The 23,043-nt window shown below is 69.5% G+C and carries 18 protein-coding genes; 10 read left to right on the forward strand and 8 right to left on the reverse strand.

Annotated features, from left to right (window positions below):
• Nucleotides 1-606: 606 nt before the first annotated feature.
• The 4 genes from AB0C82_RS31555 to AB0C82_RS31570 all read left to right on the forward strand — a co-directional run bounded on the left by AB0C82_RS31555 (nucleotide 607) and on the right by AB0C82_RS31570 (nucleotide 7,525).
• A complete protein-coding gene (locus AB0C82_RS31555) occupies nucleotides 607-1,176 on the forward strand; it encodes an SMI1/KNR4 family protein (RefSeq protein ID WP_362848777.1) in 570 nt (189 codons plus the stop codon).
• 927 nt (nucleotides 1,177-2,103) lie between these two features.
• The gene (locus AB0C82_RS31560; protein ID WP_362848778.1) at nucleotides 2,104-5,340 is read left to right on the forward strand and encodes an NACHT domain-containing protein; all 3,237 of its coding nucleotides are present in this window, start codon (nucleotides 2,104-2,106) and stop codon (nucleotides 5,338-5,340) included.
• 551 nt (nucleotides 5,341-5,891) lie between these two features.
• A complete protein-coding gene (locus AB0C82_RS31565) occupies nucleotides 5,892-7,217 on the forward strand; it encodes a S8 family serine peptidase (RefSeq protein ID WP_362848781.1) in 1,326 nt (441 codons plus the stop codon).
• A gap of 35 nt (nucleotides 7,218-7,252) precedes the next feature.
• The gene (locus AB0C82_RS31570) at nucleotides 7,253-7,525 is read left to right on the forward strand and encodes a hypothetical protein (protein ID WP_362848784.1); all 273 of its coding nucleotides are present in this window, start codon (nucleotides 7,253-7,255) and stop codon (nucleotides 7,523-7,525) included.
• Nucleotides 7,526-7,981: 456 nt separating this feature from the next.
• Here AB0C82_RS31570 and AB0C82_RS31575 read toward each other — a convergent pair whose 3' ends face one another.
• Nucleotides 7,982-8,362 carry an FKBP-type peptidyl-prolyl cis-trans isomerase gene (locus AB0C82_RS31575; protein WP_362848787.1) on the reverse strand — a complete coding sequence of 127 codons (381 nt, stop codon included), beginning with the start codon at nucleotides 8,360-8,362 and terminating at the stop codon, nucleotides 7,982-7,984.
• Between the two features lie 509 nt (nucleotides 8,363-8,871).
• Between AB0C82_RS31575 and AB0C82_RS31580 the strand changes: the two genes are divergently transcribed.
• The 4 genes from AB0C82_RS31580 to AB0C82_RS31595 all read left to right on the forward strand — a co-directional run bounded on the left by AB0C82_RS31580 (nucleotide 8,872) and on the right by AB0C82_RS31595 (nucleotide 11,796).
• Complete coding sequence (locus AB0C82_RS31580; protein WP_362848790.1) at nucleotides 8,872-9,069, forward strand: hypothetical protein; 198 nt, start codon at nucleotides 8,872-8,874, stop codon at nucleotides 9,067-9,069.
• Nucleotides 9,070-9,736: 667 nt separating this feature from the next.
• Nucleotides 9,737-10,723, forward strand: coding sequence for a dihydroxyacetone kinase subunit DhaK (dhaK, locus tag AB0C82_RS31585; protein ID WP_362848793.1), 987 nt, complete (start codon nucleotides 9,737-9,739; stop codon nucleotides 10,721-10,723).
• Nucleotides 10,724-10,765: 42 nt separating this feature from the next.
• Nucleotides 10,766-11,386: a dihydroxyacetone kinase subunit DhaL gene (gene dhaL, locus AB0C82_RS31590; RefSeq protein WP_362848796.1), complete on the forward strand. Its 621-nt coding sequence runs from the start codon at nucleotides 10,766-10,768 to the stop codon at nucleotides 11,384-11,386.
• A complete protein-coding gene (locus tag AB0C82_RS31595) occupies nucleotides 11,383-11,796 on the forward strand; it encodes a PTS fructose transporter subunit IIA (protein WP_362848798.1) in 414 nt (137 codons plus the stop codon). The genes dhaL and AB0C82_RS31595 overlap by 4 nt, the downstream gene beginning before the upstream one ends.
• Before the next feature lie 299 nt (nucleotides 11,797-12,095).
• Here AB0C82_RS31595 and AB0C82_RS31600 read toward each other — a convergent pair whose 3' ends face one another.
• The gene (locus tag AB0C82_RS31600; RefSeq protein ID WP_362848801.1) at nucleotides 12,096-15,590 is read right to left on the reverse strand and encodes a phosphodiester glycosidase family protein; all 3,495 of its coding nucleotides are present in this window, start codon (nucleotides 15,588-15,590) and stop codon (nucleotides 12,096-12,098) included.
• 192 nt (nucleotides 15,591-15,782) lie between these two features.
• Between AB0C82_RS31600 and AB0C82_RS31605 the strand changes: the two genes are divergently transcribed.
• Nucleotides 15,783-16,316, forward strand: coding sequence for an NUDIX domain-containing protein (locus AB0C82_RS31605; protein WP_362848803.1), 534 nt, complete (start codon nucleotides 15,783-15,785; stop codon nucleotides 16,314-16,316).
• A 121-nt stretch (nucleotides 16,317-16,437) separates the two neighbouring features.
• On the opposite strand, the gene AB0C82_RS31610 is transcribed toward AB0C82_RS31605, so the two are convergent.
• Entirely contained in the window at nucleotides 16,438-17,169 is a 732-nt protein-coding gene (locus tag AB0C82_RS31610; RefSeq protein ID WP_362848806.1) for an alpha/beta fold hydrolase, read from the reverse strand.
• Nucleotides 17,170-17,326: 157 nt separating this feature from the next.
• Here AB0C82_RS31610 and AB0C82_RS31615 point away from each other — a divergent pair, with 157 nt between their 5' ends.
• The gene (locus AB0C82_RS31615; RefSeq protein ID WP_362848808.1) at nucleotides 17,327-17,722 is read left to right on the forward strand and encodes a helix-turn-helix domain-containing protein; all 396 of its coding nucleotides are present in this window, start codon (nucleotides 17,327-17,329) and stop codon (nucleotides 17,720-17,722) included.
• Nucleotides 17,723-17,839: 117 nt separating this feature from the next.
• Here the strand turns inward: AB0C82_RS31615 and abc-f are convergent, their stop codons facing one another.
• The 5 genes from abc-f to AB0C82_RS31640 all read right to left on the reverse strand — a co-directional run bounded on the left by abc-f (nucleotide 17,840) and on the right by AB0C82_RS31640 (nucleotide 23,037).
• On the reverse strand, nucleotides 17,840-19,546 hold the full coding sequence (gene abc-f / locus AB0C82_RS31620; RefSeq protein ID WP_362848811.1) for a ribosomal protection-like ABC-F family protein: 1,707 nt from the start codon (nucleotides 19,544-19,546) through the stop codon (nucleotides 17,840-17,842).
• Between the two features lie 488 nt (nucleotides 19,547-20,034).
• Nucleotides 20,035-20,367 (reverse strand): DUF6191 domain-containing protein, encoded by a 333-nt coding sequence (locus tag AB0C82_RS31625; RefSeq protein ID WP_362848814.1) that lies wholly within the window; start codon nucleotides 20,365-20,367, stop codon nucleotides 20,035-20,037.
• 116 nt (nucleotides 20,368-20,483) lie between these two features.
• On the reverse strand, nucleotides 20,484-21,524 hold the full coding sequence (locus AB0C82_RS31630) for an NAD(P)-dependent alcohol dehydrogenase (protein ID WP_362848817.1): 1,041 nt from the start codon (nucleotides 21,522-21,524) through the stop codon (nucleotides 20,484-20,486).
• A gap of 68 nt (nucleotides 21,525-21,592) precedes the next feature.
• Entirely contained in the window at nucleotides 21,593-22,369 is a 777-nt protein-coding gene (locus tag AB0C82_RS31635; protein WP_362848819.1) for an SDR family NAD(P)-dependent oxidoreductase, read from the reverse strand.
• Complete coding sequence (locus tag AB0C82_RS31640) at nucleotides 22,366-23,037, reverse strand: TetR family transcriptional regulator (protein WP_362848821.1); 672 nt, start codon at nucleotides 23,035-23,037, stop codon at nucleotides 22,366-22,368. Before AB0C82_RS31640 ends, AB0C82_RS31635 begins: the two co-directional genes overlap by 4 nt.
• Nucleotides 23,038-23,043 lie beyond the last annotated feature (6 nt).

Genomic DNA, 23,043 nt, shown 5'->3' on the forward strand with positions numbered 1-23,043 from the left:
TATAGATCCGTGTGCGAGAGCGCGGAGACCCGGAGCCACTTCACTCTTGACTGGCGTGCGGATCTGCATGAGGACTTGGGCAATCCGCCACTGCCACCGATACCTGACGACCGATTCGGGGGGCACTGCGCAACCCCGCCATCGACTCCAGATGGCACGCGGCTCAGTACACCCAAGATCAGGACTGACCTCAGGCGTTTCGGTTCCGCGTGAGCGCTTCATGCGGCGGTTATCGTCAGACGAAGCGCTCACTGCACTCGACGGCCTCACCGGGCGACCGGTGCAGTCCTCGTGCAGGACGCCACGGCGAACGTCGTCCTCGCTGGGGCCGTGGAGGTTCCTCGGCTGGGTCCGCCGAGGCGGTGACCTCGCCGAGCGGCCGGCCCTGCACTTCGGGCCGGAAGGTGCCAGGTGGCCGTGGGGGTGAGGGGGGAGCAGGAGGCTTGCCCGAAGTACCATCCCTGCGAGGTTTCCGGTCGGCGCTCCCCAACGTGATTTCTTTGCACGCACGCGTCAGGACTACGTCGCCCGGCATCGACGCTTCGAACGGTAACCCCCGCAGTGGCGCAGTCGTAGGGGGCATCCGTGCAGAGAGAGGGGGAGGGAATGAGTGTGGTGGAGAGCTGGTCCCGCGTGATGAATCTTCTGGAGCAGCACGCCCCGGCCGATCACGCGGATCTGCTTGGGCCCGCTACGGAACAGTTGCTCGCGGCCGCCGAGGAACGGATGGGTATCCCCCTCCCTCAGGATCTGCGGGCGTGGCTGCTGCAGAACAATCTGGATCTTCCTGAGGAAGATGTGGACGACGAAGTGGCATGTTGCGGCTTCGCCGGGTTCCCGGATGAGGGCAGCTTCTTTCTGGGCATCCGGGCGATGGAGAAGCTCTACGCGAACCGCTACATGTCCGGTGGATTCGACCCTCCGGACCAGCCGGATAATCCGTTCTGGCGTAATGAGTGGATCCCGTTCCTGTCGGATCAGGACGGCTGGACGGGAAAGTTCATCGATGTGCGGGACGGGCGTGTCGGCAGGTGGTTCGTGGGTGACATCACGATCACGGGCGAGTACGAATCGCTGGCTCACTATTTCGACTCCGTGGCGGAGCTGCTCACGAAGATCGCCGATGGAAACTATCCGGTCTGTGAGGTCGCCGAAGGGCGACTCGTCTGGTCGTGACACAACAGTGCCCCGGTTGTTCCGGGGGCACGCTTCCATGCGCGTTGGCAGCGTGGCCACCGATGGGGGCGCCGTAGTCGGCGTGAGAGCAGGGGCCGCAACGGACAGGGCTGGTGCCGTTGAGGGATGTGTTCGACACCTCGGCCCAACGTCGCAATGAGCCCCAGCAACGAACAGCCACGGCAAGCCGACCCAAGACCGTTTACGGGAAGGCCCCAGGGCACCGGCGTTCTCGCGCTTCATCCCAATATGTGCGTCGTCAGTCACGGCTGTCGCATCGGGCCTGACCGCTACTGATCGGGCAGATCACCCAGTACCGCCGTGCGACCGAAACGGACATTTCGCGAGAACGCCTGGGCCCTGGGGAAGGCCCTTGAGGTACGCACGTCGAGCGCAATGTCGGTGGATGGATGCGCAATGAATACACAAGTCCTGGCTTCAATATGAAGTGACTCCAAATTTAACTTCTGCTTTGCGGAGAAGCCATCAGCGCCTGGCGAGCGGCGCCCCTTCAAACGCCGACCCCGGAAGCAGACAACGGGACCGGCACTACCGTCCGCTGTCGAGCGGGAGGGGTAATCCGCGAGTACCGGCCAGAAAGGTGACTCAGCGCTACCCGCCTCAGGGGTTCGGAAGTTCCCTCAGCGCGCCCTCGCCGCGACGCGTAAGCTGGTTACGTATCCGCCTGGTTGACATGAGCCAGCGCCAGGTCGCCTATGTATCGCGATACCAAATCTTGGTCCGCCGGAGTGCGGTCCGTCTTCCTCCAGCCGCTGGTACCAGCGACGAAGGACGGCCACGATGAATCAGGTCATCCTCCATCCTGAGGGAAAATCCAGGCCGCCACACGCGCCGCGCCACGTACGGGCAAGGCGCCTCTGGTCCCGGACCAGAACCTCCGTCGGCCGAATGTCACGGATGAGGCGAGTGCGGCGGGAGGCGAGACGCAGGAACGTCTCCACCCATAAGTGGCGGGGCAGATGGACGCCCGGTACCTACGTCTGGATACTCTCGACCGTCGGCGCGACACTCTTCCTTTCCTGGATAGCAATGGCCGTCTACGTCATCGTTGACGGAAAGCCAGGTGCTGTCGAACGGGCGTGCAAACCGACAAATGTGTCCTGTAGTGCGGTCATAAGTTTCTCCACGCCATTTCTTGCTCTGTCGCTGACCACACTCGTCTTTCTGACGGTCCGGTACTGGAAGATAGTCCGACCGATCCGCAGGATAGCGAAGGGAAATCCCCGGGACCTGGTCCCCACGGCAGGGGCGATCATGGAAGAGGTCGTCGGCCGCAGGGAACTGTGCACGGTGATTGCAGAGGCCCTGCGGCACCGCCGCAGCCGGCGCCCGTACGTGCTCGTCGGCAGCATCGGGAGCGGGAAAACCGCTGTTCTCGTCCAGCTGACACAGCTATTGGCCGAGAAGGGGGCTATTCCCGTACCGATTCACCTTCGAGGCGCCGACCTCGATGGAGCCGACCTGAACTTCAGCGAGATGGCCAAGAGACGCTTCTGTGAAGAGGTGGACCCTGGAGGGATCTCCAAGGTGCAAGCGGAACGGGTGTGGCGGCAGATCTGCATGAACGACAAGGTCGTGGTCCTCGCAGACGGGCTGGAGGAGGCATTCAGCGACGGCGATAAGCAGAGGAGCCGGGACAGCGTGATCCGCCGCGCCATCAAGCGGGCGGACAAGCAGAAGCTCCCCCTGGTGATCGCCTCGCGCCCGCACGCCACGCTCGAGAACACCCAGGCGGCCGTCATCGATCTCGAGCCCCTCAGCGAGGAGGCCGCGCTGATCTACCTGGAGCAGGAAGACCCCGGTGCGGACAGCCGGCGGCTCAACTGGATCGTCGAGACGGCCGCGGTCGCGGAGTCTCCGCTCTATCTGCTGATCGCACGTCAGCTCGGGCAGGGCCAGCTCCTGGAGAATTTCGCGAACACCAAGGGCTGGGCACACATAGACATTCGAGGAAGCGACCGGTCGGGAATACGACTGAGCCTCCTGAACTCCTGGCTGAAGGCACTCGTCGAGGGCCATCTCCGCGCCCAGTTCGAACTCAATGCGGAGCAGCGCAAGAGAACTGTCGACGTAATATCGGCGCTGGCTTGCATCGGACTGCTCAACGACAGGCTGGAGGTCAGATTCGATGAATTGATCAACTGGCCAACGGAAAGCAGGGGGAACCGACCGGAACCCAAAGTTCGCTATGCGCCGATTCTCGATCAACTCAAGGAGGGCGTGGCAGACCTGCCGAAGAACGACGACGTTCGCTGTTGGCAGACCATCCTGGCGCGCTACGTGGCACAAGGTGAGCAACTGGGACTGGTCGAGGCCCATAATTACAAGGTCAGGTTTCCGCACAGCATCCTCCAGGCCTGCCTGGGCTCCCGTTTCCTAGACGCTGTCCAGCAGAACTCCCCCGACGACCTCAATAAGGCACTCGCCGAACCCGGCCGTGAACTTCTCATCGCCTTGATCATGCGATCTCGCCTCAACCGCGATACCACCCCGCAGAAGGCAACCGTCAGCTTGCTCCTCACCGCCGCTGAGGGCCGCCAGGACGACAAGGCGCTCGATCTCCTGGCCGCAGCAATGGAGATCGACACCGGCAGGGTCAATGATTCGGTGCACGAAAAGATAGCCGACACGATCCTGACACGATGGCCGGAGATAAAGGCTGGAGACCGACGTACACGAGATGAAGCGAAGCTGAGACTCGTTCACCGATTCGGTGAGGCCCTTCGCCGGCTCGACCGTGCAAGAGAAGGCAGCCCGGATGAGTGGGAGAAGCCGGCCTACGGCGTTCTCATGAGGATCAGCTGGATCGAGCCCTACTATCCCGTGAGACTGGCCATCGCCCAGGAAATCGGTGCAGGCGGCGCCGCCGCGTTCGATGAACTGAGGAAACTCTTCCCATGGCCGACGAGGAAGGACGATCCGAACGCCGACAGGTACGACCCTTGGAAGCAGTACAAGAAGGCCATCGAGGACGAGCAGTACGAGGAGAACTCGAAACGGGAGAAAAGAATCTGCCAACCGAATGCAGCCGACCCGGAGGAGAGCGGGGAGTCGGCCAGAAATGAGATCTGGCGTCAGTTCGTGACGAGAGCCTGGCTGGTCCCCATGATCGTGGGATCGGTCGGGAGCGACCGGCTGAGCCAGGCACGGGAGAGAATGGATCTCTGGCTGCAACACCTGGTGCCGAACCCCGCGACGGGGCGGGCGGACCTTCCCATCTCCCTGGAGATCGCTCTCGCGCAAGGCTTCAAGAGCGCGGCGAACCGTAGAAGGCGGCACCCCGCAACCTCCGAGGAGGCCCGTGAGTACCTGATCGAGCGTGCCGAGCACATGCTCGCCCACGCACGTTACTGGTATTCCCAGCTCACCCTCATCCACGCACTCTGCCTGTGGGAGCTGCCGGACAGAACCGACGACGGGCTGGAAGGCGCCGGCAACGGTACCGACCCGCTGCCGGCAGTGGAGCGTTGGCTCTCCATGGCCGGCAGCGAGCAGGGCCCCGCCGATCAGCCCGCGGACGAGTTGACGAGCGGGGGAGCGAAAAAGCTGCATCCCTTCGTCGCCGAGGGAGCCGACCTCGCGGCACTCGCCCTGGAGACCCGCCGCCCCGAGCGGTTCATCTGGATCGACGAGAAGGGAGCAACGGTCAACATCGGTTCAAATCCCGCCGATCCTAAGATCTATCGGAAGCACAACCTCTGGATTCCGTCCTCGGTGGGGTGGAGCACGCTGCACCCGCGGGCACAGCAGCTCCTTGCCGACGTCCTCCTGCTGCTCAACGTGACGGAGCGCGACGGGCTGGTGGTCGACGACCGGCTGCGCCGCACGAACCGCACGACGCTCCCGCCATGCATGACGACGGACCGCACATCGCTGCACCCCGAGCGCACCGTGGGTATGCCGGCAATCGCCGAACCCGGCATCAGCTGCCAGCGCAACTGCAGGTTCGAACTGTGCCCATACCCCGCAAAGGGAGAGCAGCCGGGAGCCGAGCTGCGCGAGCCCTTCTGCAGACAGCAACAGGCGCTGCTCGCGATCCACACCGTGCGGCGCAAGAAGGCTCCCTGGCAGGGTATGACCAGCGGTGAGCTCAAACGCTTCTGGGCGGCGATGGCAGAGCGGACCCGTACACCCAAGGTGTGAGTACGAGGTCGTCTCAACTGGCTTGTTCACCAAGCTGTTTGTTGTGATGACGTGGGTGGAGCGTCTGGCTCCGGTCGAGCTGTGGGGAGCTCTCCCGCGTATCGTCGGCTGCCCACCTCCGCAGGCTGTCTCGGGCGCCCGCACATGCCCCGGAGTGCTCGGGCAGGTCCATCCCGGTGTCCCAGGGCGGTAGTTGAACGCGATCGCATCGATCACCTGCCGTTGCTCACGCAACCACCCTCCCCGGTGCGCAGTCCGATCGGGCGGCAACGGCTCAGTACGCGCCCCCAGGTGTCGGTCAAAACCTCAACCAACGATCAGATGATCCGCCGGAAACGGCAGCAGCCGCGCGGCTATTCAGCGGGGTGCGGCCCGTTCGGCCTGCGGGTCGCTGCTGGGGCGGTCCGAATGGCCTGCCAGGCCGCGCGCCGCGGATCCCTTCCTCCTATCGTCGAAATCGATGGCAAGGGGCACGCTCCGTGAGCGTCGGCCTCTCATTTCCACCCATCCGCCGGGCAGAGCGGGCCCACCCCCAGCAGAGGACGACGACAATGAGTGACGAGTACAGCGAGACCGTGATGGCCGACGAGGGCGTGGCCAGGAACGTCGAGTACACGGGCAGATACCTGGTTCTGCTCGATCAGGACGACCCCAAGGCCGGGCTCGACGCGCTGTCTTCGGGCGCCGGAGTGTCGGTGACCGACCACGTCCACGCCGGCGACTCCGCCACTACGGCCCTTGAGCAGGGCGGAACCGTGGTCCTCGATGACCTGGGCATCGCCATCGTCGAGGCCGTCGAGGGCGACCAGCGGCTGGCTCTGGAGGCCACCATCGCCTCGACTCCGACCCTGGTCGGCGCTGAACCGGAGCGTGTGCTTCACGCCTACCAAAAGACCACAGCGGCCTACCCGGGCGAGTACTTCGAGGGGTACCTGCACGGGGTGGCCGACCTCGTCGAGCGGGTTCGGGGAAACGGTCACGCCAACCCGCAACTGGCGCAGGCCGCGGCCGGTCCCGTGTGGAACGAGGCGCAGGCGACCTGGGGACTGCAGGCCATCCTGGCGACCGAGACGGCACTCACCGGCACGGGCGTCGGAGTGGCGATCCTCGACACCGGCATCCACGAGGCCCACCCGGACCTGGTCGGCAGGGTGAGGCAGTCGGTGTCCTTCGTGCCGGGACAGGCGGTGGAAGACGGCCACGGCCACGGCACCCATTGCGCCGGAACCGCCTGCGGCCCCAGGAACCCGGCCACCGGGCCGCGTTTCGGCGTCGCGTGCGAGGCCGACATCTACGTCGCCAAGGTGCTGAGCAACAAGGGCCGCGGAAGCGACGGACAGATCCTCGACGGCATCAACTGGGCCATGGACCAGGACCGGGTCCGGGTCATCTCGATGTCACTGGGCGGTGCGGTCGCCCTCGGCGCCGGGTACTCGCGCATCTACGAGCGCGCCGCCCGTCGCTGCCTCAAGCGCGGCAAGGTGATCATCGCGGCCGCAGGGAACGAGAGCCGGCGTCCGCTGGACATCCAACCGGTAGGAACGCCCGCGAACTGCCCGTCGGTGGTTGCGGTAGGCGCGATCGCGCCGGACTTCACCATCGCTCCGTTCTCGTGTGCGGGTCTCAACCCGAACGGCGGCGGGGTCGACCTGGTGGGTCCGGGCGTCGACGTGCTGTCCACCTGGCGGAACGGCGGATACCGCCGGCTGTCGGGCACCAGCATGGCCACACCCCACGTCGCCGGTATCGCCGCGCTGCTCTGGGAGCAGAACCCGAACGCGACCGCCGCACAGATCGTGACGCTGCTGCGCGGAGGCACCCGTAATCTTGGTCTTTCGGCGTCGGACGCCGGTCGAGGGCTGGTGCAGGCACCCTAGGGGTAGCAGAATGACGAACCACCTTGGAGGGCGACATGGACCACGTGACTGGCGATTCGCGCATCGTGAGTGATGAGACGCCCTACGTCAGGGTCATCGTCGGGCTCGACCCGGACGATTTCGACAAGGCGGCCGAGGCCGCCCGGCGCGCCGGAATGATCATCGAGTCCGAACAGCGCGGAATCGGCACCGCCGTGGGAACCGTGCCCGAGGACGCACTGGCCGCCCTGAGCGCAGCCTACGGCGTCGAAGACGTGGAGCGGGAGCGCGGCTACCAGCTACCGGATCCCGACTCTCCCGTGCAGTAACGCCTCGCTCATCCCGCAGGTCGGTCGCGCCGCTTCACTGATCTTCCGGTTCAGTGACAGGATCAGCCTGGCCGCTCACGCAACGTATGGTCTGCTCCAGAGGTGGGGCGGCCTGTTCCCCTAGAGGACCCTGGTGGCAGTCAGGCGGCGCCGGCCGCCACTCGATGCCGATCGTTGGATCCGATCCAGCCCTGCCGCTGCCACGGCACCTTCACCGCCGTACCGGACGACGGGCAGCAGGCCGTCCGCTTCCTGCAGGACCGCGAAGCGCGGCGGCGGGCGATGGCCTGCTGGGGTGCGCGAGGTCGCACCTCGGCAGGCCACCAGCTCGGCACCGTGCGGTTTCTGAGCACCTTCCCGGCAAGGGTGCACGGGCGTGGTGTCGCGGTCGGCCGGCGGTGTCGCCCGGTCTTGGTTCCGGGCGGACGGGCCGGGTGGGCCGGGTGGCAGTAGGCCTCAGACCGCGACGGAGAGCAGGTCCACCACGAAGACGAGTGTCGAGCCCGCCGGGATCGACGGCGAGGGTGACTGGTTGCCGTAGCCGAGGCGCGGGGGAACGATGATCTCGCGCCTGCCGCCGACCTTCATCCCTCTGACCCCGCGGTCCCAGCCCTTGATGACCTTGCCACCGCCTACGGCGAACTTGAACGTCTGGCCCCGGTCCCAGGAGGTGTCGAATTCCCTTCCGGACTCGAAGGTGACCCCGACGTAGTGAACCTGGACAACCCTGCCCGGCTTCGCCTCAAGCCCGTCCCCGACGACGAGGTCGCGGATTGTCAGCTCGGTGGGAGCGTCACCCTCCGGAAGCTCGATCTCGGGCTTCGTCAGTTCACTCATTGCAGCCTCAATCCGCTCGCCGCCGGAAGCCCTCATACGGACCAGCCAGGCGCATGGTCACTCCATGCAGTAGATCATCATGCTGTCGTGAACGCTGATCTCCGGGAATGCGTCAAGCCCGACGGAGCACGATGCTCAGCGTGACCCGGCCTGCTACGTCACCAGCGCCGCGCCCGGACTCGATGATGGCGAGGCCCCGCTCCTCCCATCCACGGGTATGGCCCCTGGGCATCGCCCGGTGGCGCGTGGCCCGCTGCGCGGAAGGTTCTTCAGCCTGCGCCGGTAACGGTCGCCGGCCGTGACCGCCTCGACATCCGCATCGTCGGCCCCCAACGAACACCGGCGAGTCCAGAACGGTGCACCGGTCTGCGTCGGAGCACGTGTGCCGCGACTTCGCGGAGATGTTGGTCAAGGCGCGGCAGGTGGACGAGGCGATCAGCGTCCTCACACCGCATTTGGACCGGGGTGGCTGCTGTCCGTCCTGGTCGAGCCGACCTAGGGACAGAACCGTGACGAGCGGGTCCTGCGACTGCTCGCGCCGAAAGCCGAGCGGGCCCGCATCGCCCGTGGTCCGCGAGGCCGTCCGGGTACTCGGGGCGGACATCGCCGCCGGCCGCTTCCTGGTACAGAACACGCTCACCGCCTGTGCCGATCTCCTCCACCGCAACCGAGGCATGGCGGAACCGCGCGAACTGGGCATCGGGTAGCACGCGCACGTCCGCTTGCCGTACTACGCCAGGGCCCTCGACGGCTGCGGTCAGGCCGACGAGGCCGAGGCCGTCCTGCGACGCTTCGTCGCGGCCGAGGCGCGGGACCGATTTCGCCGGCCATCGACCGCACTCTCGACGAGCGCGATGCCGAGTACGTCGACGGGCACCCGTCCTGGGACGGACCTGTACGGACTGGCATCCAGCACCGCGTGGATCCTGGAGCAACCGGGACGCCTCGAAGACGCTCCTGGCCTGCTCCGGCAGCGTCGCGGCGTAGGCGAGGTCTTCCTCGTACCGGTCTGCTCCCGCGCCAGTGCCGGATCGAGGAAGCCGTCCAAGTGGGACGAGACGTTCGACCACGGCAGATGCCGACGTGGAAGCGTGGGAGGCAGCCGCGCTCCTCGTCAGGGACGGACGTGCAGAGGTGGTGTCGCAGGGGGCTGACAGCATCCGCACCGCTCAGGACTGGGCGCGGCTCTCGACGCGCCGCTTCCCGGACAGGGTCCGCCTCTTCGATACTGGACGACGTCTTCGTCCCGACAACGACGGTCGAACGCTCCTGACGCACGGTCAGCAGACTCGGCATAAGTCAGCATCAGCCCCGCCGACACCGCCTGAGGGCGCCACGGACCCGGGCAACCTACCCAGGAGGAACCCGTTGAGGATGATCATCAATGTCCCCGATACCGTCGTCACCGATGCGCTGCGTGGCATGGCCGCCGCCCATCCCGAGCTGAGCGTGGACGTCGAGGGCCGGCTGGTCGTGCGGCGTGATGCGCCTCTGGCCGGGCAGGTGGGTCTCGTTTCCGGCGGGGGGTCCGGGCACGAGCCCTTGCATTCCGGGTTCGTCGGACCGGGAATGCTCTCCGCGGCATGCGCGGGGGAGGTGTTCACGTCGCCCGTTCCTGACCAGATGGTGCGTGCCGCCGCCGCCGTGGACAGTGGGGCCGGAGTGCTGTTCGTCGTCAAGAACTACACCGGTGACGTCCTCAACTTCACCATGGCGGCCGAACTCGCCGAGGAGGAGGGCGTGCGGGTGGCCCAGGTGCTGGTCGACGACGACGTGGCGGTGGTCGACAGTTCCTTCACGGCGGGACGCCGGGGTACGGGGGCGACCCTGTTCGTCGAGAAGATCGCCGGAGCCCTCGCCGAAGAAGGTGCGCCCCTGGAACAGGTGGCCGCGGTCGCACGGCGGGTGAACGAGTCCTCCCGGAGCTTCGGGGTGGCGCTCAGTGCCGTGACCACACCGGCCAAGGGCAGTCCCACCTTCGATCTGCCGCCGGGCGAACTGGAGTTGGGGATCGGGATTCACGGCGAGCCGGGGCGGGAACGGCGTCCCATGATGACCTCCGGGGAGATCGCCGACTTCGCCGTGGACGCCGTACTCGAGGACCTTCGGCCCAACGGTCCGGTGATCGCCCTGGTCAACGGAATGGGGGCGACGCCGCTGCTGGAGCTGTACGGGTTCAATGCCGAGGTTCAGCGGGTCCTCGCGGAGCGGCGTGTGGCAGTCGCTCGTACGCTCGTGGGGAACTATGTGACGTCGCTCGACATGGCGGGCTGCTCGGTGACGCTCTGCCAGGTGGACGAGGAGTTGCTGCGGCTCTGGGACGCGCCGGTGCAGACCCCCGCCCTGCGCTGGGGCCGCTGAGGACTTCGGCCTGGGATCACGCTTGCTGGACAAGGAGATGATGTGCTCGACGCCGACTTCTTCCACCGCTGGATGATCGCCACCGCGGCCGCTGTCGACCGTGAGGCGGACCGGCTGACCGAACTCGACTCGGCCATCGGTGACGCCGACCACGGGACCAATCTGAAACGCGGATTCGCCTCCGTCACCGCTGCACTGGAAAAAGAGGCGCCGCAGACCCCGGGGGTCGTCCTGACCCTTGCCGGCCGGCAGCTCGTCTCGACGGTGGGCGGCGCCTCCGGCCCGCTGTACGGGACACTCCTGCGCCGCACGGGTAAGTCCCTGGGCGAGGCGTCCGAGGTGACGGCGGCGCAGCTGGCCGAGGCGTTCGGGGCGGGCGTCGCCGCGGTGGGCCAGCTCGGCGGCGCGCAGGCAGGTGACAAGACGATGCTGGACGCCCTGCTGCCCGCGGTCGACGCGCTGGGTGTGTCGTTCTCAGCCGCGCGCGACGCGGCGGATGCAGGCGCGCTCGCCACCGTTCCGCTGCTGGCCCGCAAGGGGCGGGCGAGCTATCTGGGTGAGCGGAGCATCGGCCATCAGGACCCGGGAGCGACGTCGGCCGCGTTGCTCGTCGCGGCGCTGGCCGAGGCGGACACCGCGGGCGGCGAAGGTAGCGGCTCGTGAGTGCGGCCCGGCCTCAGGTCGGGATCGTCCTGGTGTCGCACAGTGGCGCGGTGGCCGATGCCGTCGCCGAACTGGCGCGAGGGCTCGCGGCCGGCGGGGCGACGGCCCCGCTGGCCGCGGCCGGTGGTACACCCGGCGGGGGCCTGGGGACGAACGCGGACCTGATCGCGGAGGCCGCGCGTTCGGTCGACGGCGGCGCGGGGATCGCGGTACTGGTCGATCTGGGGAGCGCGGTGCTCACCGTGAAGGCCATGCTCGCCGAAGATGACGAGCTGCCGGCAGGGTCACGGCTGGTTGACGCGCCCTTCGTCGAGGGCGCTGTCGCCGCGCTGGTCACCGCGTCGGCCGGCGGTGACCTGGACGCGGTGGAGGCGGCGGCTGCGGAGGCGTACGTCTACCGAAAGGTGTAGCGACACGCGGGGGACATGGCGGGCCTGGGTCCGCGGCACTCGGAAAGGGACCATCGGGGCGGCGCGGCCGGGCAGCAGCAGCAGCAGCCGGAAAGGCAGCGTGCGGGGACGCAGCGCCCGGGAAGGGACCGTACGGGCATGCAGGCGGGAGGCCGCAGCGACCTGAAAGGGACCGTCCAGGCACGCGCCGCGAAAGCCGCACGCCCGGGAAGGGTCCGTCCGGGCACGCGCCGCGAAAGCCGCAGCGACCGGCGAGGGTCCGCCCCGGCGCTGCGGCCCCCGCCGCCTGTCTGTCAGGGTCAGGCTGCCGATGCGGCCTCCTGTGCGGTGATGCGGATCTCCGTACGGGTCGTCGTGCCGTTGACCGTCACCGCGAGCGTCACCGTTCCCGCGCGCAGCGCCTTCAGGGTGCCCGTACCGGGGTCGAACACCGCCGAGTGGCGTGGGCGTGCACCGGACTCCGTACCGATGTGGACGTTCGGGGATGCCGTCCAGTCGGCGCTGAGCGGGAAGGCGACCGGGACGGTGCGCGTTCCCTGGGTGACGGTCGCGGTGACCTCGGCGCGTTCGCCCGCGGTGAGCGTTGTCGGCGCGCCGAGTGCGAGGGAGTCGACGTGGGCGCGGGTCTGGGCCGAGACCCAGTCGGGAGCTCCCTGCCATGGCCGCTGACGTGCCGTGGTCTGTTCCTCGGGAGTGACCCGGTCCGCCCCGATGAGCGACCAGCCCGTGAAGCCGCCCTCGTCGGCCGGGCCTGCCGGCCCCTTGCCCGCGTTCCCGTTGATCAGGTACGGGACACCGTCGACGTGCGAGGCGTGGAACACCCCGACGTGGCTGCCGATGAGGGCCGCTCCCTTTCCGGTCGTACGACGGAAGTCGGCGAGCCACCGTTCGACGAGGGCCGCCTCCTTGCGGTCCCCGAGCTGGCTGCCCTCCTGCACGGTGGGGTCACGCGGCGGGACGTGCTCGATCAGCATGACGGAGCCGATCCCGGAGTCCGACGCGGCCGCGTCCAGTTGTTCGCGCAGGTGCTTGATCTGCGCGAAACCGCCGCCCCTCAGGCTCAGGCTGGAGGTGTCCAGCGTGATGAGCCGGGTGCCCTTGTGGTCGAAGGTCTGCCGGGCGGGTCCGAACTCGGCTACGAAGGTGTCGATCTTCCCGCCCATCACCTCGTGATTGCCGGGCACGTAGTACCAGGGCAGCGAATCACCCAGCTCCTCGGTGAGTATCCGCCGGGCGAAGGCGAGGTCGGCGGGCGAGCCCTCGTCCACGAGGTCGCCGTTGATGACGAGGAAGTCCGGTGCCGCCGCCTTGATCTCGCGCAGGGTGCGGCGGGCCTGGGCGACGATCGCGCTGTTGGGCTCGCGGGCGACGAACTGGGCGTCGGACATCACCGCGAACTGCCAGTCCCGGCGGCCCGTCACGGCCGCCGGGTCGATCAACGGGTCCTCGACAACTGGCTGTTCGGGCAGGGTGACCGTGGGCGGGACCTGCGCGGCCAGTTCGTCGATGACGATGTCGCCTGTGTACTGCCGGTTCGCCGCGGTCTCGGCGAGATAGAAGCGGAACACGGTCAGGGGCATGGCGGCGCCGGCCGGCACGGCGAAGGTGACCTGCCGCCAGCCGGTCCAGGTGATGAACGGGCCGCGCAGCAACTGGTCGGAGCCGGCGGCGTCCTTGAGGTGCAGCGTCGGCCAGGCGCCGTTGCCGTCGCCCTTGATCCACAGCGTGTACGACTGCGGCTGCCCGGGCACGACGACAGGCTGGGGCGGGGCCGCGTAGGCGGCACGGGTGGCCGTCGACGCGGTGAAGTCGTACGTGAGCTTCAGCCCTGTGCCGGTGCGGCCGTCGGGAGTCGCGGCGAGGGAACCGCTCGCCCGGGCCTGGCTGAACTTCCACGAGGCGGCGTCGTCGAAGGAGGAGACGGCCTGTTCGGTGAGGCCGACACTGACGGCGAGGGTGGTGGTGACGCCCGCGACCGTGGCCCGGATCTGTCCCGCGCCGCTGCCGGTGCCGGTGCGCGAGGTGACCGTGAAAGCGCCCTGGTCACCGGCGCGGACGTCGAACAGCGCGTGGTCGTACGCGAGGGCGACGTCCCGCGGTTCGATGGGGGCGCTGGTGCCGTGGGCGTCCAGGCCGACGATGCCGAAGGTGCCGGTGGCCTCCGCGTCGGCGAGCCCGACGCGCCGGGTGGTGGGCTGGATCCGGGCCAGTTCGTCGAGCACCGTCAGCCGGGTGCTGCCGCGGGCGGCGCCGCGCCGGGCGACGACTTCGGTGGTTCCGCTGCGGCGCGCGGTGAAGAGGCCTGTGCTGTCGGTCCTGCCCACGGATGAGGCGACGACGTTCCAGTGCGGTGTGCCGGCGGCGGGGCCGTAGGTCTCGTCGTAACCGTCCGCGGTGAGCTGCCGGGTCAGACCGGGGAACACCCGTTCGGGGTGGCCGCCCCTGACGGGGTCGTCTCCGGGCGCGGCCCCGGCCGGCGTACGGGTCTCCACCCAGAAGCCGTCGAGCCGTCCGCTGCCGTCGGGCGCGGTGAGGGCGAGGCCGTTGGGGACGGTGCGTTCGCTGCCGTCGGACGGGCTGTTCTCCACGTGGAGCGCGTCGCTGCCGGGTTCACGCGCCAGGAGCGTCGAGGAGCCGCCGCCGTCGAGGTTGAGTGCGCTGTACGAGCCCGCGCGGCGCATCATCGTGGCCAGTTCGGTGAGGGTGACGCCTCCGCTGTCGGCCTGCCGGCCGTCCACGGTGATCACCTGCATCGTGCGCCCGTCCTCGGAGAAGCCGACGGCGGTGCGGGGCGCGGCGGTGTTGTTGCCGCCGCCCTCGTGGTTCTGTGCGACACCGTCCACGACGAGGAGTTCCCGGCCTCCGACGGCGGTCCGCGGCACGGTTCCGCTGTCGGTGCGGACCCGGTACTCCAGGGACACCGGGTCGCCTGGTTCGAGCGCGGTCAGGAGTGCGGCGCCCGCCTCCCGTCCGACGAGGACCGTGGTGCCGTCGGGTACGGGCCCCGATCCCGGCGCGGCCGACACGGAGACGACCCTGCCGTCGCGTACCGCCGCCTCCGCGACGGGCGTCGCCGCGTCCACGGTGAGCGCGCGGTCGGCGCTCCCCCACGCCGAGGTGTACGCCCCCACTCCCCCGGCCGGCACGTTCGCCGCGTTGTACGCGGTCAGCGGGTGTCCGCCGGACGGGAGGGTGAGGGTGCCCTCGAAGTACAGCTCCAGGACACGGCCCGCACTCTCCGGGCCTATGCCGACGGCCCGGTGGATGCCGGGCGCCGGGGAGTGGACCACCGCACCGTCCTTGACGCCCGGTCCCTGCGGTGCGCCGGTCTGGTTGATGTCGAAGAAGTCGGCGTTGATCGCCGCCACGGTACGGCGGCCGCTTCCAGGATCGTGCGCGGCGGCGAGCTCGGAGACCGTCCGGCGCTCCGCGACCTTGCCCGTGGAGAGGTAGTCGGCGCGTACCCCGCCGTCGAGGTCGACGGAAAGGCTGTCGACCCGCAGCCACTTGTCGGACTCCAGCCGGTCGTACGAGGTGAGTCGTACGCCGGGGGCGACCGGGCGGGAGCTGCGCGCCGTCTCGATGCCGTCGCCGTCCACGACCGACGACATCGCGCCGTCGGCGTTGCTCGCGGACGGCGGAGCGACGGGCCGCAGGATTTCGGCGGCGTCGGCGGGGCGGGGATCAGGGTTCGGATCGGCGGTGGCCGGCGTGATCACCCCGGCAGCCGCCGCGGACAACGTGACGAGCAGTACGAGCGACCGCACCACGGTGCCTGATCTGCAAGGTCCCACAAGTCCTCCTGGAATGGCACGTGTTGCGCGGACGGTAAGCGCTGTCGGCGGACAGCATGGCCGGACGCGGAGCGACGCACCAGAGGGCAACAGGGACACCGGGGGAAACAGTTCGCGGCGGACGGGTGACCCGCGTGATCAGCCGGTCGGCCTGGGTGGCGTCGCCCGGTCGCGGCCACCAGACTTGACGACATGTCGACGGGCAAGCGTAGTGCGGGACTTCTCCTCTTCCGGGTGATGGACACGGCGAACGGGCCGGATGCGGAGGTGCTGCTCGGCCATATGGGTGGCCCCTTCTGGGCCCGCCGGGAGGAAGCGGCCTGGTCGGTGCCCAAGGGTGAGTACACCGCCGACGAGGAACCGGAGGCGGCCGCCCGAAGGGAGTTCACGGAGGAGCTGGGGCTCCCCCTGCCCGAGGGTGTGTGGGTGCCCCTCGGGGAGGTGCGTCAGGCGGGTGGCAAGACGGTGACGGTGTGGGCGGTCGAGGGCGAGGTGGACCCCGGCCGGGCCGTACCGGGCACCTTCACCATGGAGTGGCCACGCGGCTCCGGCGTGCAGAAGGAGTTCCCGGAGATGGACCGGTTCGCCTGGTGCACACCGGCCGAGGCCGCGGAGCGCCTCGTGGTGGGCCAACGCGCCTTCCTGGACCGGCTGAGGAGTCACCTGCGGGGCGAGGACACGCCTCCGGCCCAGGGCCTGTCGTCCGGGCCGGGGCGGACCCCGTGAGCCGGGCCTGAGCGGAACGAAGGGCCTCAGCGCCTGTGTGCGGACGTGATCAAGGCGTACTCCTCTCGCGCGCACCGCGCCGGGTCTTCACCGGCTCGCTGCCGCAGTCACGGTCCGGACGCTACCGAAGGGTGGATTCAAGCAACAGTTCGCTCAGCTCCGACGGCATGGTGATCATGCAGTCGTGTCCGGTCGGCAGTTCCCGTATCCGTGCCGGGGAGCCGTTGGGCTGTGTCGGGGGGACGGGCCGCCGCACGATGCCTTCCGGCTCTGCGCCGACACAGTGGATGTGCGTGCGCGGAACCGAGGCCACCGCGGGGTTGTCCAGTCGGACCGGTTGCCGCAGGCAGCGCACTGGCTGGTCGGAGAGCAGTGCACGTAGCCATGCGACGTCCGCCGGGTCGGTGACCCCGAACAGACCGAGGGGCGGAGGCATCTCGGGCAGCGGCGGGATGCGCCAGCCGTTGTCGGACTTGGCGGCCAGGTCGATCAGGTCCTGGGTCATGGGCTGCACGTCGACGGCGGTCTCGCCGTGCCCCGGGACCATCGCGTCCAGGTACACCAGATGCGCGATCCGCTCCGGTACCTCGTTGGCCACGGACGAGACGACCAGCCCCGCGTAGCTGTGACCCACGAGCACCACCTCGGTCAGGTCCTCCTCGTGGATCAGCTTCACGACGTCCTCGACGTGCGTGTCGAGCCCTACCTCGGGGCCCAGCAGGTGCGCCTTGTCGCCGTAGCCGGTCAGCGAGGGCGCGAACACGCGGTGTCCGGCCGACTCCAGCAGCGGGACCACCCGCTCCCAGCACCGGCCGCTGTGCCAGGCACCGTGTACCAGCAGAAAAGTTGACATGAGGGGAAGGTTCTTCCTCTTCGGGACGTGGCGGCACGGAACATTACGGTTCCTGGTCGTGCCTCGGTACTCTTCAGGAACCGTGATCATCGTGCTGCACCTGCCGCACCCCGATCAATAAGGCACATTTAGGTGCCTCGGTTCTCTGGAGGTAACCATGAGCGGCCCAGCGGGCGGCGAGTCGCAGCCGGCACGGCCGGAGGACCCGTGCCAGGCCCGTGAAGTGCTCGGCATCGTCGGCGACAAGTGGTCGCTGCTGATCGTGCGTAACCTCAGCGAGGGGCCACGCCGCTTCACCGAGCTGAAGCGGGCCGTCGACGGGATCAGCCAGCGCATGCTCACCGTCACCCTGCGCGGCCTGGAACGCGATGGGATCCTCACGCGGACTGTCCACAATGTCATGCCACCGCACGTCAGTTACGAACTCACTCCGATGGGCAGGACCCTCCGCAGGGCCACCGCACCCCTGTTGGAGTGGAGCATCACGCACCTGACGCACATCGACGCCGCGCGCGCCGTGTACGACGCTCGCCCCGATACCCCGCCCGCCTGACCCCCGCCCCGGCCGCACCCACCGATCGTCAGATACGGCTCTGAGCTTTCCTCTGGCCGGATACGCATACCGATCACGACCGCACACAGCCCTGGCGACGAATGGCAGTCCCTGGCCTCACTCGGCCGGTGCGACCGGGCGGCCCGCGCGTAGTTCGAGCCGGTCTCCGGTGAAGCGGCGGCGGAAGCTGCGGTCGTGCGAGACGACGACGACGGCTCCCCGGTACGCGGTAAGCGCCGCCTCCAGCTCTTCCACGAGCGTCAGGGCGATGTGGTTCGTCGGCTCGTCGAGCACCAGCAGGTCTGCGGGCCTGGTGACGAGGCGGGCAAGGGAGAGCCTGCGCTGCTGCCCGACGGAGAGGTCCGCCACGGGGACGAACAGGTCCTCCTCGCGGAACAGGCCGAGCGCGAGCAGGTCCTCCTCGTACTCCTCGGGCAGTCCCGGCCTGCCGGCCGCGAACGTCGCGAGGAGGGATCTGCGTGTCAGCCTCGCGGGAAGTTCCTGCGGCAGGTACCCGATCCTGGCCCGGCGGCGGACAGTGCCCGCGTCCGGTGCCAGGTCCCCGGCGAGGACCCGCAGCAGCGTGGTCTTCCCCGCACCGTTCGGGCCGGTGACCAGGAGCCGCCGGCCCTCGGTGATCCGTAGAAGGGGCAGGTGGAGGCGGTCGCCGACGGTGACGGATTCGAGCTCGGCGACGAGCGTGCCGGGGGCCGTGCGGGGGCCGTCCGTGGTCTGCGCCTGTTCGCCCGTGAAGACGAGCGGCTTCGGCGGGGCGGGCACCGGGTCGGCGAGGAGGGCGTCGAGCCTCGCCCGGGCCGCCCTGACCTGCCCGGACAGTTTGGACTCGTGGGACCTTCGGTGCTTGCCCCAGCCCTCCCCCGGGTCGCCGCCCGTTCCCGTGAGCCGTCGCCCCGCAGAGCCGACCAGCTCCTCCGTTCGGGCCACCTCGGCCTGCCACTCCTGGTGTTCCTGGACCCGGCGCCGACGGGCCGCGGCCCTCGCGGTGCGGTAGGCGGCCCACCCGTCCCCGTACCGGGTGACGCCGCGCAGATCCCGGTCGACCTCCAGGATCACGGTGGTGACGCGCTCCAGGAACGCCCGGTCGTGGGTGATGACGACGAGGGTGCCGCGGTGGGCGGAGAGGTGGTCCTCCAGCCAGCCGACGGCCCTGCTGTCGAGATGGTTGGTGGGCTCGTCGAGCAGCAGCAGCTCCGGGGCCGCCGCCAGTACGCAGGCCAGCGCCAGCCGGGACTGCTCACCGCCGGACAGGCTGCCCAGCGTGCGGTCACGGCCGAGGTGGGCGAGGCCGAGACCGTGCAGCGCCGCGTCGACCCGGGCGTCCGCCCGGTATCCGTCGCGCCGCTCGTAAGCCGACAGCAGGTCGCCGTACGCCGCGAGCTCCGCTTCCGATGGCTCCTGAGCCGCCAGCGCGGCCTCCGCTGCGCTGATCCGGCGCTCCAGGTCGCGCAGTTCGGCGAGCGCCACGTCCACGGCGTCCCGTACGGTGTCGCGGGGTCCGAGGCCGAGGGTCTGGGGCAGGGTCTGCGCGAGGTAGCCGACCGAGCCGGGGAAGCGCACGGTGAGTTCCCCGCTGTCCGGGGTCTCCGCCCCGGCGATCAGCCTGAGGAGGGTGGACTTCCCGGAGCCGTTCTCACCGATGACACCTGTCCGTTCGCCGGGGCGGACGGTGAGGGACACGTGGTCGAGGACAGACCGTTCCCCGTACGTCTTGGAGACGTCCCTGAGCGAGAGCTGGGTCCGGTCGCGCGTGGAGGGCCCGGTCGAGGCGGAGCGCTCGGGCGCGGAGGGGTGCTTGGGTGACATGGGTTCTTTTTCCCTGGGTGACGCGGCCGGAACGGCACGCGGGGCACGCTGCGGGCGGGGGTGCCGGGCAGCGGGAAGCGATCTCCTGGCCGGGAGTCAGCGGAAGAAGTAGTACGAACCCATGGGGCCATCGTATCCGCAGCGGTGTCCCGCGCGTCGGCGCTCCGGCCCACGGGACTCCGTAGCCACGTGAACGCCCCAGCCGCGCAAGGGAGTTCCGTGCGTACAGGCCCTAGGCGGACCCCGGCGGCCGGAGGCCGCGACTTCGACGGGCTGGAGCTTCTGGAGCCGGGGGCGTCTCGTGCTCGCGAGGGTGGCCGGGCGCGGAGGCCGGGCCCGCTCCCGAGGAGGTCGCGATGTTCTGTGGGGTGGGCCGCAAGGCGTCACCGGTTCGGGGCGACGCAAGGCGTAGCGCGGTTCGGGGAGGGAGGCCATGCCCGTCAGCCCTGGGTCGCCGCGGACAGCACCTGCCGCGCCGGAGTGACGGCTCAGTGGCCGGGGCTCCTGGGCGCGGCGGAGAGGCGGATGACGGCCAGGCCGCCGTCGAGGTCCACCGTGGAGCGGTGGGGCGGGGCACCGTCCTCCTCGTCGTCACGCATGAGGAGCGCGCTGCGGCGCTCCTTGAGCTCGCTCTGCTTACCGGCCGAGAAGGTGGCATGCAGCTGCTCGAAGCCGGTGGCCGACACCTGACCCTGGCGGGCGCTGTTGCGCCACGGCAGAACGCCGGCCCGGCCCGCGCGGAGCAGGATCTGGTCGACGAACGCGAGCACGGTCAGCCCGATCACCAGTCCGGGCAGAGTCATCAGCGCGGCGAATTCCATGGCCCCAGTGTCTCCCGTGAGCGGAGCCGGAGAAAGGGAGGGTCGCATACCGGCCCGGACGGCGAACGGGCCGTCGTACGGCGGCGACGGCCCGTCCTGAAGGGCGTGTCCGGGAGTCAGCCGTTGGGCAGGATGACTGCGCGTCCGTTGATCTTGCCGGCGTGCAGCCGCTCGTAGGCCAGCGGGGCCTCGTCGATGGAGTACGTCTCGACGTGGACGTCCACGGCCCCGGCGTGGGCGAGGTCGAGGACCTCGGCGAGTTCGCTGCGCGAACCCCAGTACGGCGCGGTGACCGTCGTACCGTACGGCAGCACGCCGAAGCCGACGGGCAGCACTCCGCCTCCGATGCCGACGATGGTGACGTCACCGTCGACCTGGGCGACCGCGCCCGCCGTCTTCACGGTGGGCGGTGCGCCGACGAAGTCGAGCACGACCTGCGCACCGGCCCCGCCGGTGAGTTCGAGCACCTTGGCCGCGGCGTGCTCGTCGGACAGCACCGCCTCGTGGGCACCGACCGTCCTGGCCAGGGCGAGCTTGTCGTCGCTGACGTCCAGGGCGATGACGCGTACGGCGGTCATGGCGCGGAGCAGCTGGATCGCGACGTGGCCGAGGCCGCCCGTGCCGATCACCACGGCCGTGGCACCGGGCACCAGCTTCGGCAACGAGCGCTTGATCGCGTGGTACGGGGTCAGGCCCGCGTCCGTGAGCGGGACCGTCTTCACGGGGTCGAGATCACCGATCGGAACGAGGTGGCGCGGGTTGTCGACGATCATGTACTCGGCCATGGCGCCGGGGGCTCCGAGGCCGGGCGGGACGATGCCGAGTTCCTGGGCGCGCAGGCAGTAGTTCTCCTTGCCCTGGGCGCAGTTCACGCACGTACCGCAGCCCCAGGGGCCGTACACGGCGACCGAATCGCCGACCGAGAGCCCGTCGGCTCCGTCGCCGAGGGCGGCGATGGTGCCGACCCCCTCGTGCCCCAGGGTGAGGGGCAGCGGGAAGGGGAGTTCGTCGGCGGTCCAGCTCATCACGGCGATGTCGGAGTGGCACACCCCCGCTGCGGTGACCTTCAGCAGGACCTGTCCGGGGCCCGGCTCGGGGTCCGGCACGGTGACGACCTCGGGAGCCGCGCCGACGGCGCGGTACTGAACGGCTTTCATGGGGTTCTCCTCAGACTTTCCTTTGTCTCATTACTCGGCCCCCGTCCCCCGTTCGCCACTCGGGGCGGTCATGCGGCGGAGTAGCCGCCGTCCACGAGGTGGTAGCTGCCGTGGATGAAGGAGGCCCGGTCGGACAGGAGGAAGGCGGCGAGTTCGGCGACTTCCTCGGCCGTGCCGAGCCGTCCGGCGGGGTGCAGCGAGATGAGGTGCTCGCGCGCCGGGGCGTCGGTGTCGCGGAGCAGCGGGGTGTCGATGAAGCCGGGGCCCACCGCGTTGATCCGGACGTTCAGGGTGGCGTATTCGAGCGCCGCCGTCTTGGTGAGGCCGACGACCCCGTGCTTGGCGGCGACGTACGCGGGCGAGCCCGCGAAGCCGTTGGTGCCCAGGATCGAGGACATGTTGACGACGGCGCCTCCGCCTGCGGCGACGATGGCGGGGAGTTCGTACCGCAGGGAGTGGAAGACGCCGGTGAGGTTGGTCGCGATGACCCGGTTCCAGTCCTCCACCGCGTACGCCCCGGTGGGTGCGGAGGGGCCGCCGATGCCCGCGTTGTTCACGGCGAGGTGCAGGGCGCCGAACGTCTCGACGGCGAAGCGCACACCGGCTTCGACGGAGGCGGGGTCGGTCACGTCCATGGCGACGGCCGCTGCCTGCGCTCCGGTCCCCTCCAGTTCTGCGGCTGCCTTGCGGGCGCTGTCTTCGTCGTAGTCGGCGATGACGACGGCCGCGCCGCTCGACGCCAGCCGGCGGGCCAGTGCGAGGCCGATGCCGGAGGCGCCACCGGTGATCAGGGCGGTCCGGCCCGCGAACTCGGCTTCGGGGACGGCGGGGGTGCTGGTGCTCATGACGGGGTGTTTCCTTCCGTGGTGCTGTGCGGCCCGGGACCCGCCGGCTGCCTTGTGAGCAGTTCACCGGCGAGCGCGTCGAAGGCCTGGTCGACCAGCTCGGGCAGGGCGGCCGGACGGCCGCCCCGCACCCAGGCGGCCTGCGCCGCGAGAAGCGCTCCGGCTCCTGCGGCGACCGTGACGGCAGGGCGGATGTCCTGCCGGGGATCGACGCCCAGCCGGTCCGCGATGATGGCGACCGACTCCTCCTGGGCGTCCACCCGGATGTGGTGGAACGCCGCGTACAGGGTCGGCTCCTCCTCGGCGACGACCAGCAGGTCGAAGATCCGGGGGCGGCGGTGCCAGGGCTCGGCCGTGGGGTCGGCGAGCCAGTCGAGGACCGCGCGCCGGTAGGCGGTGAGCGGGGGTTCCTCGGCGGGGCGGGCTCGCAGGGCGTCGTTGATCAGGTCCCCGTCGCCTCGCAGTGAGTCGAGAACGGCGGCTTCCTTGCTCACGAAGTACCGGCTGAAGGTGCGCCGGTCGACGTCCGCGCGTTCCGCGATCTCCTCGACCGTGACGTTGCGCAGGCCCCGGTCGAGTACGAGCTCGAACGCGGCCTGGGCCAGTGCGTCCCGGGTTCGGCGTGCCTTGCGGCTGCGCCTCTCCGGGGCCTTCCGTTCCGGGTTCATAGGTGC

The sequence above is a fragment of the Streptomyces sp. NPDC048560 genome (assembly GCF_040650955.1).
Classification (GTDB): domain Bacteria; phylum Actinomycetota; class Actinomycetes; order Streptomycetales; family Streptomycetaceae; genus Streptomyces.